The organism is Cupriavidus sp. MEYA8 (assembly GCF_059278825.1).
This window is the reverse complement of the sequence record NZ_CM181222.1, coordinates 336,363-348,911: the sequence shown is the minus strand read 5'-3', so window position 1 is coordinate 348,911 and position 12,549 is coordinate 336,363. Positions and strand designations below refer to the sequence as shown.

At 68.6% G+C, this 12,549-nt stretch carries 14 protein-coding genes; 6 read left to right on the top strand and 8 right to left on the bottom strand.

Annotated elements, in window-relative coordinates:
• Positions 1–35: 35 nt before the first annotated feature.
• Positions 36–941 carry a LysR family transcriptional regulator gene (locus AC5WJ1_RS18715; protein ID WP_135703758.1) on the top strand — a complete coding sequence of 302 codons (906 nt, stop codon included), beginning with the start codon at positions 36–38 and terminating at the stop codon, positions 939–941.
• Between the two features lie 7 nt (positions 942–948).
• Here the strand turns inward: AC5WJ1_RS18715 and AC5WJ1_RS18710 are convergent, their stop codons facing one another.
• The 5 genes from AC5WJ1_RS18710 to AC5WJ1_RS18690 all read right to left on the bottom strand — a co-directional run bounded on the left by AC5WJ1_RS18710 (position 949) and on the right by AC5WJ1_RS18690 (position 4,624).
• On the bottom strand, positions 949–2,136 hold the full coding sequence (locus AC5WJ1_RS18710) for an MFS transporter (RefSeq protein WP_135703759.1): 1,188 nt from the start codon (positions 2,134–2,136) through the stop codon (positions 949–951).
• Positions 2,137–2,218: 82 nt separating this feature from the next.
• Positions 2,219–2,470, bottom strand: coding sequence for a hypothetical protein (locus AC5WJ1_RS18705; protein WP_133095263.1), 252 nt, complete (start codon positions 2,468–2,470; stop codon positions 2,219–2,221).
• Positions 2,471–2,507: 37 nt separating this feature from the next.
• Entirely contained in the window at positions 2,508–2,969 is a 462-nt protein-coding gene (locus AC5WJ1_RS18700) for a MarR family winged helix-turn-helix transcriptional regulator (protein ID WP_135703760.1), read from the bottom strand.
• A 136-nt stretch (positions 2,970–3,105) separates the two neighbouring features.
• Complete coding sequence (locus tag AC5WJ1_RS18695) at positions 3,106–3,561, bottom strand: Ohr family peroxiredoxin (protein WP_133095261.1); 456 nt, start codon at positions 3,559–3,561, stop codon at positions 3,106–3,108.
• Positions 3,562–3,760: 199 nt separating this feature from the next.
• Positions 3,761–4,624, bottom strand: a complete 864-nt coding sequence (locus AC5WJ1_RS18690) for an adenylate/guanylate cyclase domain-containing protein (protein ID WP_133095260.1) — start codon at positions 4,622–4,624, stop codon at positions 3,761–3,763.
• A gap of 261 nt (positions 4,625–4,885) precedes the next feature.
• Between AC5WJ1_RS18690 and AC5WJ1_RS18685 the strand changes: the two genes are divergently transcribed.
• The 5 genes from AC5WJ1_RS18685 (at position 4,886) to AC5WJ1_RS18665 (ending at position 10,419) form a co-directional block, all read left to right on the top strand.
• Positions 4,886–5,326 carry a ferritin-like domain-containing protein gene (locus AC5WJ1_RS18685; protein ID WP_133095259.1) on the top strand — a complete coding sequence of 147 codons (441 nt, stop codon included), beginning with the start codon at positions 4,886–4,888 and terminating at the stop codon, positions 5,324–5,326.
• Between the two features lie 143 nt (positions 5,327–5,469).
• On the top strand, positions 5,470–6,591 hold the full coding sequence (locus AC5WJ1_RS18680; RefSeq protein WP_195431512.1) for an AI-2E family transporter: 1,122 nt from the start codon (positions 5,470–5,472) through the stop codon (positions 6,589–6,591).
• Between the two features lie 18 nt (positions 6,592–6,609).
• On the top strand, positions 6,610–8,184 hold the full coding sequence (locus tag AC5WJ1_RS18675; protein ID WP_434034183.1) for an efflux transporter outer membrane subunit: 1,575 nt from the start codon (positions 6,610–6,612) through the stop codon (positions 8,182–8,184).
• Positions 8,181–9,356, top strand: a complete 1,176-nt coding sequence (locus AC5WJ1_RS18670; protein ID WP_494476872.1) for an HlyD family secretion protein — start codon at positions 8,181–8,183, stop codon at positions 9,354–9,356. The genes AC5WJ1_RS18675 and AC5WJ1_RS18670 overlap by 4 nt, the downstream gene beginning before the upstream one ends.
• On the top strand, positions 9,346–10,419 hold the full coding sequence (locus tag AC5WJ1_RS18665) for a DUF2955 domain-containing protein (RefSeq protein ID WP_135703764.1): 1,074 nt from the start codon (positions 9,346–9,348) through the stop codon (positions 10,417–10,419). The genes AC5WJ1_RS18670 and AC5WJ1_RS18665 overlap by 11 nt, the downstream gene beginning before the upstream one ends.
• 10 nt (positions 10,420–10,429) lie before the next feature.
• Here AC5WJ1_RS18665 and AC5WJ1_RS18660 read toward each other — a convergent pair whose 3' ends face one another.
• The 3 genes from AC5WJ1_RS18660 to AC5WJ1_RS18650 are packed head-to-tail and all read right to left on the bottom strand — an operon-like array spanning position 10,430 to position 12,502.
• Positions 10,430–10,654 (bottom strand): PIN domain-containing protein, encoded by a 225-nt coding sequence (locus tag AC5WJ1_RS18660; protein WP_135703765.1) that lies wholly within the window; start codon positions 10,652–10,654, stop codon positions 10,430–10,432.
• A 27-nt stretch (positions 10,655–10,681) separates the two neighbouring features.
• Positions 10,682–11,485 carry a BPL-N domain-containing protein gene (locus AC5WJ1_RS18655; protein ID WP_135703766.1) on the bottom strand — a complete coding sequence of 268 codons (804 nt, stop codon included), beginning with the start codon at positions 11,483–11,485 and terminating at the stop codon, positions 10,682–10,684.
• A 54-nt stretch (positions 11,486–11,539) separates the two neighbouring features.
• Positions 11,540–12,502, bottom strand: coding sequence for a LysR substrate-binding domain-containing protein (locus AC5WJ1_RS18650; RefSeq protein ID WP_135703767.1), 963 nt, complete (start codon positions 12,500–12,502; stop codon positions 11,540–11,542).
• Positions 12,503–12,549: the final 47 nt, after the last annotated feature.

The window sequence follows — 12,549 nt, the reverse complement described above, 5'->3', positions numbered from 1 at the left end:
ATAATCGGCTGGTTGCTAAACAAAAATGCATAGGCATGGCCGGCGAACCGAACTGGGAGTGGTACCGCACCTTCCTCCACGTGCTGGAAACCGGCTCGCTGTCGGCTGCCGGCCGCGCCATGGGCCTGACGCAGCCGACCGTCGGCCGCCATATCGACAGTCTTGAGGCCGCGCTGGGCCTGAAGCTCTTCACGCGCTCCTTCGACGGCTTCGCCCCGACCGACGCCGCACACACGCTGCGGCCCTATGCCGCCGGACTCGCCGCCACGGCCGCGGCCATGCGGCGCGCGGCCAGCGGGCACGGCGCCGGCGTGCGCGGCACGGTGCGGCTGTCGGCGAGCGAGGTCGTCGGCGTCGAAGTGCTGCCGCCGATCCTGGCCGCACTGCGCGAAGCCCACCCGGCGCTGGAGATCGAACTGGTGCTGTCGAACCGCGTCGACGACCTGCTGCATCGCGAAGCCGATATCGCCGTGCGCATGTTCCGGCCCGAGCAGGATGCGCTCGTGGCCCAGCGCGTCGGCGGCATCGAACTGGGGCTGCATGCGCATGAGCGCTACCTGGCCGCGCACGGCGTGCCGCAGTCGCTGGAGGAACTGCCGGGGTTTGCCATGATCGGCTTCGACCGGGAGACGCTGTTCATCCGCCGCTTGCTGGAGCGCTTTCCGGCGTTCTCGCGCCAGCGCCTGGCCTTTCGCGCCGACAGCGACCTGGCCCAGCTGGGCGCGATCCGCGCCGGGTTCGGCATCGGCGTGTGCCATGCCGCGCTCGCGGGGCGCGACCCGGGGCTGGTCAGGGTGTTGCGCAGCGAGTTTTCGGTGGCGATGGATACCTGGGTAGCGATGCACGAGGACTTGCGCGGCAGCGCGCGCTGCGCGGTGACGTTTGCCGCGCTGGTCGCAGGACTTCGCGACTACGCCGGAACGGCGACGATGGGGCCTTAGTCCGGCATCACGCCGGTGGCCTTGCTACCTGAGCGCGCGTGGCGAGATAGGGCAGGTTTGCCGCGACGAAGAACGCCAGCAGCAGCGCCCCCGCGCTCCATGCGAGCGCCGGCATCCACGGCATCAGGCTGGCCAGTATCGCGCCCTTGGCGGCGCCGGAGGCCACCGCGGCGATGCGCAGGAAAGCGGCGATGGCCAGCACGGCAAACACCAGTCCGGTGAGCCTGCCTTCGCGGCCCACACGCCCGGCATCGAGCGCGGCATTGGCCGCCGCGCCAAACATGATTCCCCACATGCCGCCGGCCAGGCATTGCGCGGCCAGCACCGCCTGCAGCGAAGCGGCGGCAATGAACCCGGACAAGGCCAGCGCGCCCAGCACCGACGCGGCGAGCAGCAGCACGCAGGCGGGAAAGCGCCGCAGCCATGGTGTCTCGGGCAGCAGCACGCACAGCGCGAAGCCGATCCAGAACGCCGGCATCACCCGCACCAGCTCGGCGCTGGCAACGAAGCGAAGGTAGGCCGGTCCGGAGTTGATCGCGGTGTGGACCTGGAAGCCCAGCGCGAGCAGCCAGACCGCCGCGAACAGCAGCCACAGGCGCCGCGGGCCGGCACTGGCAATCGGCGCCGCGTCAGCCCGTTGGCTTGCCGGCGGCAATTCAACCCAGCGCAGCGCGACCACGGCCACCACCAGTGCCGCGCTGGCCGCGGCAAAGGGGATCAACGGCGAAGCCTCGCGCAGCCGCGCCGTCAGCACCGGTGCCACCGCGCCGGCCAGGCCGATGCCGAGCAGCGACGCCAACACCAGGAACGACGAAGCCGATCCCTGCAGCCGCCGCGCGATGATCACCATGGGCGGCGCGCGCAGGGCCGAAGAGGTGGCGGCCCACAACGCGGTCAGGGCAAGCAGCAGCACCGGCGAGGAAGCCGAAGGCAGCAGCACGAACGCCAGCGCGGAAACCACCGACAGCGCCAGGATCCAGCCGCCGAGCCGGCGCATGCCGTTGGCGACACGGTCGGCGGCGATGCCCAGCGCCAGGTCCATGGCTACGAAGATCACCTGGTCCATCACCAGGATCCACGCAACCTGCGCGCGCGGGATGCCTGCCTGCGTGGCGAGCTGCGGCAGGAACGCCACGTAGAGGGTCCACGTGACCGCCAGCAGGAACTGCACGGAGCAGAAGATCAATGCGCGCATGCGGCCCACCTTGCCCGGTGTATTCCCTGGAAGGATAGGGCAAGGACGGGGGTAAAGCCGGGGGTAGGGCCGGGAGCGGGGCTCAGTAGTCGCGGAGCTTCTCGCCGTTGACCTCGACGAGCTGGTCCAGCCGCAGCGCCTCGCCCGTGCCGAGCGAGACAAACTCCACCCGCTCGCGGCTGAAGATATCGGTGATCGTCGCCGTCACTTGCCGCGCCGCGCCATCCTGGTCGCGATAGCGGATCACGGCGGGCCGGCGCACGGTGGCCAGCGCTTCGAGCAGGTCGTGGAATTCGCAGCTGATCGGGCTGTACGGGGTGGATGCCTGGTTCATGTCAGTAGCTCGTAATGCAGGGCGGTGGCCGGCGCCTTCAGTCGCCGGACCTGACCGACCGGATCAGGTTGTTGCGCAGCGTCGCCACCGCCTTCTGCAGGCGTGCGAATTCGTCCGGCGCCAGGCCGGTGGCTTCGGCCAGGCTGCCTTCGAGGCGCTTTTCGCGCAGGCGGCGGCCAGTGCGGGTCAGGCTGACCCGCACCTGGCGCTCGTCCTCGGGATCGCGCTGCCGTTCCACGTATCCCATGGCTTCGAGCTTCTTCAGGATCGGCGTCAGCGTGTTCGATTCCAGGAAAAGCTTCTCGCCCAGGCTGCCCACGGTCTGGTTGTCTTCCTCCCACAACGCCACGATGGTGATGTATTGCGTGTAGGTCAGCCCCAGTTGTTCGAGGACGGGCTTGTACGCCTTGCCGAACGCCAGGTTGGCGGAATAGACGGCGAAGCAGAGGAAATCGGACAGCTTGGGGTCCGCGGCGGCGGCCTTGTCGGTGGCTTTCATGGTCTGGCTCCCGTGTCTGGATGACGCTGCGGGAAATTATAGGTCGTATGCGATTGTATCGGGGATGCGATAACCGGATGCGACCCATGGGCCCCGGTCCGTGCCTTTTAGGCACGGACCGGGCCGCGCGGCTGCGTCAGCCGGTGATGACGTTGATCGCCACGTCGATGTTGCCGCGCGTGGCCTTGGAGTACGGGCAGATTTCGTCAGCGGCATGGGCCACCGCCGTCGCCACGTCATGCGGCACGCCGGGCATGCGCACGTTCAGGCGGGCCTGCAGCAGGTACTCGCGGCCGGTCTGGCCCAGGTCCACCTCGATCTCGACGGCCAGGTCGGACGGCAGGGTCAGCTTGTGCGTCTTGGCCGCCAGGCCTACCGCGCTGATGTAGCACGCCGACCACGCGGCCGCGAACAGGCGCTCGGCGGTGGGATGCGCATCGCTGCCATCGAAGACATGGTTGGGGTTGGCTTCGCTGCCGGGCGACGACAGCCGCATGTCGACGGTGCCGTCATGCCCGCGGGGCGTGTTGCCGGCGGCGCTGAGGGTGGTGTAGGTCTTGCCGGTGGCCAGGACTTTGTCGATCTTGCTCATGGCGGGGGTTCCTTTCGGTCAGGTGGTATTTATATCTTTTGCGATTGCATCGCATGCGATATGTATGGGGAAAAACAATCAGCTGTCGCTGATCTATCGCAAACGCTTCAATCGCATGCGATGGAAAGCATGATGGGATACGGACCGGCTGAAGTCAAGGAGAATTTCCACGCCACCGTGCAACTGTGCGGGAGCCGCCTCAGTCTTCCTCGACAAAGAACTCGATCGCCTCCTGGCCGGCATCGCCGGGTGCGGAGAACGTGATCCAGCCGTGGCCCCGCAGCGTGATCTCGTCACGGCGCAGCATCAGGCTGTCTTCGCCGTCGATGCGGACATGGGTGCCGTTGGAACTGCGGTCGATCAGCACGAAGCGGCCGCCGCGCGGCTCGACAGTCGCCTGGAAGCGCGACACCTGCCGGTCGAGGATGACGATGCTCATGGTGCTGTCGCGGCCGATGGTCAGCGGCGCCGAGGTGGCGTCCATCTCGAACAGCGTGTCGCGGTAGCGCAGCGACAGGAACAGCGAGCGGCGCGCCGCGACATCAACCGGGGCGACCAGGGTCAGCTCGGTGTTCTGCTGCCAGATCGCCTCGTACAGCTCGATCAGCTGCAGCTTGCCGCGCACCTGGATCGGATACAGCGCGCGCGTCATCTGCCGCAGCGGTGCCGATAGCTGCTCCACGGCATGCTTGCTGGTGATGATCTGTCCGCGCGAGGCCAGCTTGACCAGCCGCGCGGCCAGGTTGACCGTGTCGCCGAACACGTCGCCGCCTTCGTCCGACAGGATCGGGCCATGGTGGAAACCGATATGGATCGACAAGGCTATGCCGGCGATCGGTGCCAGCCCGGCCACACCCTCCTGCATGTCGAGTGCGGCCTGCATCGCGTGATCGGCGGCGGGGAACAGCACCATGATTTCGTCGCCGATGGTCTTGACCACGCGCCCTTGCGCGAGCGCGGCGCGCGCCTTCATCAGCGCCAGGCATTGGCGGATGGCGGCGAGTGCCACCGCGTCACCGGCCTTGTCGTAAAGCCGCGTGCTGTCGCAGATGTCCGCGAACATCACGGCGCCGTCGCATTGGTCGGCTGGCGAACCTGGATCCTTTTGCATCACCGGCGAAGTTGTCAGTTTTCCGGGCGGGCAGCGCGGGCTGCTGCGGGCACGCGCCACGTCTGCATGATAGGAATTCCACTGGCGGATTGCTGGCCCGCACGCGCTCGCCGCCGGTGCGCAAAGCCTCAGGTGTGGCGTGGCGCCGACTAGAATGAATCAGCCTGTGTTTGTCCCTCTGTTTTGTCTCCTGTATCGCGGGAGGAAGATGCCATGGCGGAAATCGAGAAAGACAAGGTCGTCGGGGTGCTGAACCAGATACTGGAAGCCGAACTCGCCGGGGTTGTGCGCTATACGCACTATTCCTTCCTGGTGTTCGGCTTCGGCCGCATTCCCGTAGTGTCCTGGCTGCGCGAACAGGCCAACGAATCGTTGCTCCATGCGCAGCAGGCCGGGGAGTGGATCACCACGCTGGGCGCGTATCCCTCGCTCGGCATCGCGGCGCTGCTGGACAGCCACACCACCGACATCGGCACCATCCTGCGCGAATCGCTGGCGACCGAGCGGCAGGCGCTGGACCTGTACCGCCAGCTGCTGACCCTGGTCGAGGGCCGCTCGGTGGCGCTGGAAGAATATGCGCGCGAGTCGATCCAGCTGGAGGAACTGCATGCCGGCGAGGTCGACAAGATGCTGCGCAAGCCCGGACAGCCCTAGGTTGATGGGCGGGTTTGTGGCCCGGGTGACGAAAAGGTTGCCCGAGCCCCCGGGCTCGCCTAGACTGGATTTCGGCCGGCGCTGAGTACAAGCCTGGCGTACCGATGTGAACCTTTGCGGCTTTCACCGCGGGGAGACGCTCGATGTTGCCCACGCCCATTTCCGAGAAGGCGCTGTCCCGCGGGTTGCTTGACGTCCTGATCCGCGCCGGGCTGATCGCCGTGCTGGCGGTTTTCTGCTTCCAGATCTTCCACCCGTTTGTCGACCTGCTGCTGTGGTCGGTGATACTGGCGGTCACCATGTACCCGCTGCAGGTTCGGCTGCGCACGCGGCTGGGCGGCCATGACGGGCGCGTTGCCACGCTGATCGTGGTGCTGGTCCTCGCCATCATCCTGGTGCCGACCTACCTGCTGGGCGAGGCGCTGGTCGAGTCCGTGGAGAACGCCATCGCCATGGTCAGGGAGGACCGCGTGCATATCCCGATGCCGGCGGAGTCGGTCGCCGCGTGGCCGTTCGTCGGGCAGCGCCTCTACGACTTCTGGCTGCAGGCCGCCACCGACATGACAGCGGTGATGGAAAAGCTGATGCCGCAACTCAAGGGCGTCAGCCTGGCGCTGCTGGGCAAGCTCGCCGGCGTCGGCGTGGCCCTGCTGGTCCTGCTGTTCGCGCTGATCATCGCCGGCATCATCATGGCCTATGGCGAGGAAGGGACGCACAGCGCCAGGCAGATCGCCTCGCGCGTGTTCGGCCCGGAGCGCGGCCCGCGGCTGGCTATGCTGTGCACCGCCACCATCCGCGCGGTGGCGCAGGGCGTGGTAGGCATCGCCTTCATTCAGATGCTGCTGATCGGCGTTGCCTTCGTGATCAAGGGTATTCCCGGCGCCGGCCTGCTGGCGCTGGCGGTGCTGCTGCTCGGCATCATGCAGTTGCCGGCGACGCTGATCACCATCCCGGTGATCATCCTTGTCTTTGCCGCCGAGGGTGCCACCGGGGGGACCGTGATCTTTGCCGTCTACACCTTTATCGCGGGACTGGCCGACAACGTGCTCAAGCCGCTGATGCTCGGCCGCGGCGTGGACGTGCCGATGCCGGTGGTGCTGATCGGAGCGCTGGGCGGGATGGTGACAGGCGGCGTCATCGGGCTGTTTATCGGTCCCGTGATGCTGGCCGTGGCCTACCGGCTGTTCTGGCAGTGGGTCGAAGACCAGCCGCCTCCGCAGCCTGCGCAGCCGGTGCCCGAATCGATCGAGCAGACCGCGGAATAGTGCAGGCCGGTTCGCCTCATGCCCGTGCGCAACCGGCCGAACGGAATGCTGCTGGCCGGCGTGCTGTGCCTGGGCGCATGCGCGCGGGTGGGCCCCGACTTCCAGCCGCAGCGCGAGGCGTGGACGGCCTCATGGGACAGCCCGGCGCTGCAGGGCGCGATTGAGCAGCGCCCGGCGCCCGACCTGGGGCAGTGGTGGCAGGTATTCGGCGACCCGACGCTGGAGCGCCTGATCGCCGAGGCCGATGCCAACAACGCCGGACTGCGCATCGCCGGCCTGCGCGTGATGGAAGCGCGCGCGCAGCTCGGCATCGCCCAGAGCGGCCGCTACCCGCAGCTGCAGCAGGTGAGCACCGATGCGCTGTACACCTCCAGCCGCCAGGCCGGCGGGCGCAACCCGCAGAACAGCCGCTTCTGGCAGTTCAGCGCGGGCTTCGACATCGGCTGGGAGCTGGATTTCTGGGGGCGCTTCAGCCGCGCCATCGAATCGGCCGATGCCGCGTACTTTGCCGCGCGCGCCAACCACGAGGATGTGCTGGTGCTGCTGCGCGCCCAGGTGGCCGAGACCTACTTCGCGCTGCGCACCGCCGAGGCGCGGCTGCGCATCGCCCGCGACAATGCCCGGCTGCAGCAGCGCAGCTTTGAAATCACCGAGCGGCTGTTCCGCAGCGGCGAGACCGACGAGCTCGACCTGCAGCAAGCCAAGACGCAGTACCTGGGCACGCTCAGCAGCATCCCCGAGTTCGAGGGCCAGATCCTGCGCACGCGCAATGCGCTGGCGGTGCTGGCGGGCCACCCTCCCGGCGCGCTGCCGGAGCTGCCCGAACTCGCGGAGCGGGAAGGGGCCCTCCCGCTGCTCGACCGCGCCGTGGTGCAGGACGTGCCCGCCAGCCTGCTGGTGCGCCGTCCGGATGTGCGCGCCGCCGAGCTGCAGATCGCGGCACAGTCCGCGCTGATCGGCGTGGCCGAGGCCGATCTCTACCCGTCGCTGTCGCTGCTGGGCAGCATCGTCTGGTCCGCCAGCACGCTGGCCGGCACGCCCAACACGCTGGCGCTGGTGGGCGGGCCCAGCCTGCGCTGGAATGTCTTCGACTATGGCCGCATCCGCAATAACGTGCGGGTGCAGGACGCGCGCCTGCAGCAGCTGATCGTGGCCTACCAGGACGCGGTGCGGCAGGCCGCGCGCGAAGCCGACGATGCCGCCAGCGGCCTGCTCAAGTCGCTGGAGCGCGAAGAGATCCTGCGCGAAGGCACGGTCGCCGCCAACCGTTCGCTGTCGCTGGCCAACTCGCTCTACCGCGAGGGCTATTCCGACTTCCAGCGCGTGCTGGACGCGCAGCGGGCGCTGGCGGCCCAGCAGGATGCCTACGTGCTCAACCGCAGCAGCGCCGTGAGCAACCTGATCGCGCTGTACAAGGCGCTGGGCGGCGGCTGGCACAGCGAACTGCCTCTGGTCGACCCGGCGACGCGCCAGCAGATGCAGCAGCGCACCAACTGGGGCGACCTGTTCGAAGAAGCCGCGCGGCCGGCCGTGCCTGCGGGGGCGGGCGTTCCGGCGACACCACGGCAGGTATCCAACGCGGAGGCCCGATGAGCGACACGCCACAGCCCGCAGCAGTCCCGCCGGAGCCAGCATCGCCACCGCCGCCGCCGCCGCCGCCGCCGCCGCCGCCGCCCGCCGCGGCAGCGACCGCCGATCCGGCCAGGAAAGGCATTCGCTGGGTGCTCGTGCTGATCGCCGTGAGCCTGGTGTGGTACCTGCTGGCCGACCGGCTCACGCCCTATACCCAGCAGGCGCGCGTGCAGGCCTTCGTGGTGCCGGTGGCGTCGGAGGTGGCGGGGCGCGTGACCCGCGTCCATGTGCGCAACAACCAGGACGTGGCGGCCGGCACGGTGCTGTTCGAGGTCGACCCGCAGCACTACCGGATCGCCGCCGACCGCGCGCGCGCCGACCTGGAGTCGACGCGCCGGCAGATCGGCGCCAGCACCGCCGGCATCGAATCGGCGCAGGCGGCGCTGCGCGCAGCGCGCGCCAACGAGGTCAAGGCGCGCCAGGACAGCGAACGCCTGGAGCGCCTGTACCGCGAGGACCAGGGCACCATATCGCTGCGCCGGCTGGAGATCGCGCGTGCCAGCCTGGAAGCAGCCACCGCGCAGGTGGCCGCGGCCCGCGCCGAGGTCCAGCGCGCGCGCGAGCAGGAGGGCGGCAGCGCCGAAGACAACGCCAAGCTGCGCAGCGCCGCCGCCGCGCTGGAAAAGGCCGAGCTGGACCTGGCCAATACCAGCGTGCGCGCGCGCTCGGCCGGGCTGGTCACCGATCTGCGCACCGAGACCGGCCAGTTTGCCGCTGCGGGCAATCCGGTGATGACGCTGATCACCATCCACGACGTATGGATCAACGCGGAGATGACCGAGAACAACCTTGGCCACGTGGTGCCCGGCACGCCGGTGGCGATCGTGCTGGATTCGCTGCCGGGGCGGGTCTTCACCGGGCGCGTGCGCAGTGTCGGCTATGGTGTCAGTGTCGGCGGCCCCCCCACGCAGCCCGGCAGCCTGCCGACGGTGCAGAACAGCCGCGACTGGCTGCGCCCGGCCCAGCGTTTCCCGGTGACGGTGGAATTCGATCCCGGCCAATTGTCGTCGCTGCGCGACGTGCGCGTGGGCGGGCAGGCGGAGGTCATGGCGTTTCCGACGGAAGGCAATCCGCTCAACCCGCTCGGCCGAGCCTTCCTGTACCTGATGAGCTGGCTGTCCTATGTCTACTGACAGCCCGGCGACGGTACCGGCGGCATCGCGGCCGCCGCCCTCGCCGCGCGCACGGCGCGCGCTGCGCCTGGCCGGCGGCACCGCGTGGTGCCTGGCGGCCAGCTTCGGCCTGGGCCTGCCGATCCCGATGCTCGCGCCAGTGCTGGCCATATTCCTGCTCGCCAGCATGAACCGTCCGCTGGCGTTCAAGACCGGCGTGGGCCTGGCGCTGGTGGTGATGCTGACCACCGGCAGCGGCCTGCTGCTGATTCCCTTGCTGCGCCACTACCCGGTCAGCGGCGTGCTGCTGACCGGCCTGTGCCTGTTCCTGGCATTCCGCTACGGCTTGCGCGGCGGCAACAACCTGGTGTCGACCTTCCTGGTGGTCGGCCTGACCATGATCTCGTCGGCCGGCACCTTCGACTTCGGCCTGGCCGTGACGGTCATTGCCGCGCTGGTCAAGGGGCTGCTGCTGGCGGTGCTGGCGCTGGCGCTCGGGCATTGGCTTTTTCCCGAGCCCGCGGGCACACCGGCGGCGCCCCCGGCCAGCGCGCTGCCGGACGACCTGGCGGCGTGGGTCGCACTGCGCGCGGCGCTGGTGGTGATGCCAGCCTTCCTGCTCACGATGACCGATCCCACCACCTACATGCCGATCATCATGAAGGCGGTCAGCCTGGGCCGGCAGAGCTGCACCACTTCTGCGCGCAACGCGGGCCGCGAGCTGCTGGGCTCGACGCTGCTCGGCGGCCTGCTGGCGATCGCATTCTGGGGCGCGCTCAGCCTGTTCGTGCACCTGTGGATGTATTTCCTGTGGATGCTGCTGTTTGCGCTGCTGGTGGCGCGCAAGCTCTATGGGCTCAGCCCCTCGCGCCAGGCGCCCGGCTTCTGGCTCAATACGCTGGTGACGCTGGTCATCCTGCTGGGGCAGTCGGTGCAGGACAGCGCGGCCGGCAAGGACGTCTATACCGCCTTTGTCGTGCGCATGGGGCTGTTTATCGGCGTCACGCTGTACGCGTGGCTGATGATCGAGCTGCTGGACCAGCCGCGCGCGATGCGCAGAGGGCAACCGCAGTCGTCGCAATAGATGCCCGGCATCAATCCACCCAGGGGTTGGCCAAAACGATCCCGGTCCCATCGAAGTCCTTTCCGTTGCGCGTGGCGAGCGTGGCGCCGTTATGCCTGCAAATGGCAGCAATCTGCGCATCTGCCATGCTGATCGGACGACCATTGCGCTCTCGCTGTGAAACGAGCGCGGCATAGTGCACGGCGGCGTTCTCGTCGAACGGAAGCACCCGCTCGGCAAACTCCTCGTCGAGCATCTTCAGTGCGGCATCACGTAGAAAGTCTTATCCCAGCGCCAGCCCGCCATGCGCCAGCAACTGGCGGAAGACCGCCAGCTGGGTTTCGCCGGTCTCGGCCAGCCGGTGGCACACGTGCACGTGGGCATCCATGTCGCTGTGGCCGCGCAGCGCGTCCTTGCACTCGCGCTCGGAAATCTCCACGTGGACCCCCGTCAGGATGGCGCGCCCGTAGCCCACGCGCGCGGACACGATCGCAGGCGGGGAGCCGGCCATGCCGGTGTAGACCGCCAGCACCTGCGTACCCGGGCCGGGCTCACCCCCGAAATCGAACAGGCAGCCGCCGTGGTAGTGCATGTAGAGAGAGACCGGTGTCGGTGTCAGGTGATCGGTGGTGCGGATCTCCACGGCCGCGGCGGTGCGCGGCGTGCCGTCGTACAAGCGTCCGCCGGTGAGGTCGGGCAGCGAGCCGACCGCCACCGCGTCGACAAAGCGCAACTCGCGGGCGCCGCAGATCGCGCCCGAGGTGCCGGCGTGAAAAGCAAGCTCCCGGCACGCGTAGTAGGCGCCGGCGCAGATGCCCAGGTAGACGCCGCCCCGTTCGATAAAGCTGCGGATGCGCGCGTTGGGTGCGCCATTGAGCGCCGCGCAGTAGGGCAGGTCGGCGCCGCCCGGCATCACGAACATCACCGCATCGTCGAACAGCGTAGGGTCGTGGCGGATATCGTCGGCCATGACCGCGCGGATTTCGTAGGCGCCGGCCTGCAGCTGGTGGCCGATGGTGCGCATCAGGCAGGCGGTCCAGTCGGAGGCGCCGGCGTCGACATACGTCAGGATCTTGTGCTTGGACATGCTGGTCGTGGCGGTTGGGGGCGGGGGGCACAGGCAACGCTTATCGCTTGCTTTCTACCCTAGTTTTCGCGACGGCGCAGTACCGGCTTTCCTGGGGCCGCGCGCCGCCATCGTATCGCGTACGGCTTCGCGCACGCATTCCGCCAGCAGCGCCGCCGCGCGCGTCTGGCCGGTACCCGCCTGCGCGATCACCAGCGGCTGGCGCACGGTTTCCTCGAGGATTGGCTTTTCCACGACGCTGGCCGACTGGCCGGAGGCCGGCGCCTGCGTGATCAGCAACGCGGAACCCAGCCCGTTCGCCACCATGCTGCGCGCCAGTTCCAGCGACGTGGCGCGGTAGCGCACCTCCGGCTGCAGGCCGAATTGCCAGAACGGCGCCATCAGGAATTCGCGGCTGTGTGGCAGGTCGATCAGGATCAGCGGCTCGCGCGCCAGCGCGTGCAGCGAGATTGCGGCCTTGCCGCGGGCCAGCTTCGAGCCGGCTGGCACCAGCCCGTAGGGCCGCAGTTCCGCCAGCACTTCGCGGCCGATCTCGGCAGGCAGCCCCACGTCGTAGGTCAGCGCCAGCTCGATCTGGCCACCGTGCAGCCAGTCTTCGAGCTGGGCCAGGTCGCCTTCGACAAAACGCACTGCGAGCCGGGGATAGCGCTCGCGTGCCACGCGCAGCACCGCCGGCAGGTAGGCCGGCGCCAGCGTGCGGAACACGCCGATGCGCACCTCGCCGGCATCGCCGTCGCCGCGCTGGTCGATCTCGAATGCCGTTGCCGCGCCCAGGATCCGGCGCGCTTCCGCCAGCTTGCGTGCCCCGAAGCGGGTCAGCGCCAGCCTGGTGCCCGCATCGCGGGCGAACAGGGCTTCGTCGAACAAGGCTTCCAGCTCGCGGATGGCGACCGAAATGGAAGGCTGCGAGACATTGAGCAGCCGCGCAGCGGCGGCGGTGCTGCCGGATTCCGCCGTGGCGGCGAAGTAGCGCAACAGGCGCAGCGAGATGCGCGAAGGAGATGGCTGCGATGCCATTAAATAATCCTATAGGTGCTACTAAGAATCAATATTTTACTTGATAG

Coding starts and splice junctions, on each gene's coding strand:
- AC5WJ1_RS18680 (WP_195431512.1), top strand. CDS start 5,470: ATGTTGCCCACGCCCATTTCCGAGAAGGCGCTGTCCCGCGGGTTGCTT.
- AC5WJ1_RS18650 (WP_135703767.1), bottom strand. CDS start 12,502: ATGGCATCGCAGCCATCTCCTTCGCGCATCTCGCTGCGCCTGTTGCGC.
- AC5WJ1_RS18690 (WP_133095260.1), bottom strand. CDS start 4,624: ATGTTCGCGGACATCTGCGACAGCACGCGGCTTTACGACAAGGCCGGT.
- AC5WJ1_RS18715 (WP_135703758.1), top strand. CDS start 36: ATGGCCGGCGAACCGAACTGGGAGTGGTACCGCACCTTCCTCCACGTG.
- AC5WJ1_RS18675 (WP_434034183.1), top strand. CDS start 6,610: ATGCCCGTGCGCAACCGGCCGAACGGAATGCTGCTGGCCGGCGTGCTG.
- AC5WJ1_RS18685 (WP_133095259.1), top strand. CDS start 4,886: ATGGCGGAAATCGAGAAAGACAAGGTCGTCGGGGTGCTGAACCAGATA.
- AC5WJ1_RS18700 (WP_135703760.1), bottom strand. CDS start 2,969: ATGAAAGCCACCGACAAGGCCGCCGCCGCGGACCCCAAGCTGTCCGAT.
- AC5WJ1_RS18695 (WP_133095261.1), bottom strand. CDS start 3,561: ATGAGCAAGATCGACAAAGTCCTGGCCACCGGCAAGACCTACACCACC.
- AC5WJ1_RS18660 (WP_135703765.1), bottom strand. CDS start 10,654: ATGCTCGACGAGGAGTTTGCCGAGCGGGTGCTTCCGTTCGACGAGAAC.
- AC5WJ1_RS18710 (WP_135703759.1), bottom strand. CDS start 2,136: ATGCGCGCATTGATCTTCTGCTCCGTGCAGTTCCTGCTGGCGGTCACG.
- AC5WJ1_RS18665 (WP_135703764.1), top strand. CDS start 9,346: ATGTCTACTGACAGCCCGGCGACGGTACCGGCGGCATCGCGGCCGCCG.
- AC5WJ1_RS18655 (WP_135703766.1), bottom strand. CDS start 11,485: ATGTCCAAGCACAAGATCCTGACGTATGTCGACGCCGGCGCCTCCGAC.
- AC5WJ1_RS18705 (WP_133095263.1), bottom strand. CDS start 2,470: ATGAACCAGGCATCCACCCCGTACAGCCCGATCAGCTGCGAATTCCAC.
- AC5WJ1_RS18670 (WP_494476872.1), top strand. CDS start 8,181: ATGAGCGACACGCCACAGCCCGCAGCAGTCCCGCCGGAGCCAGCATCG.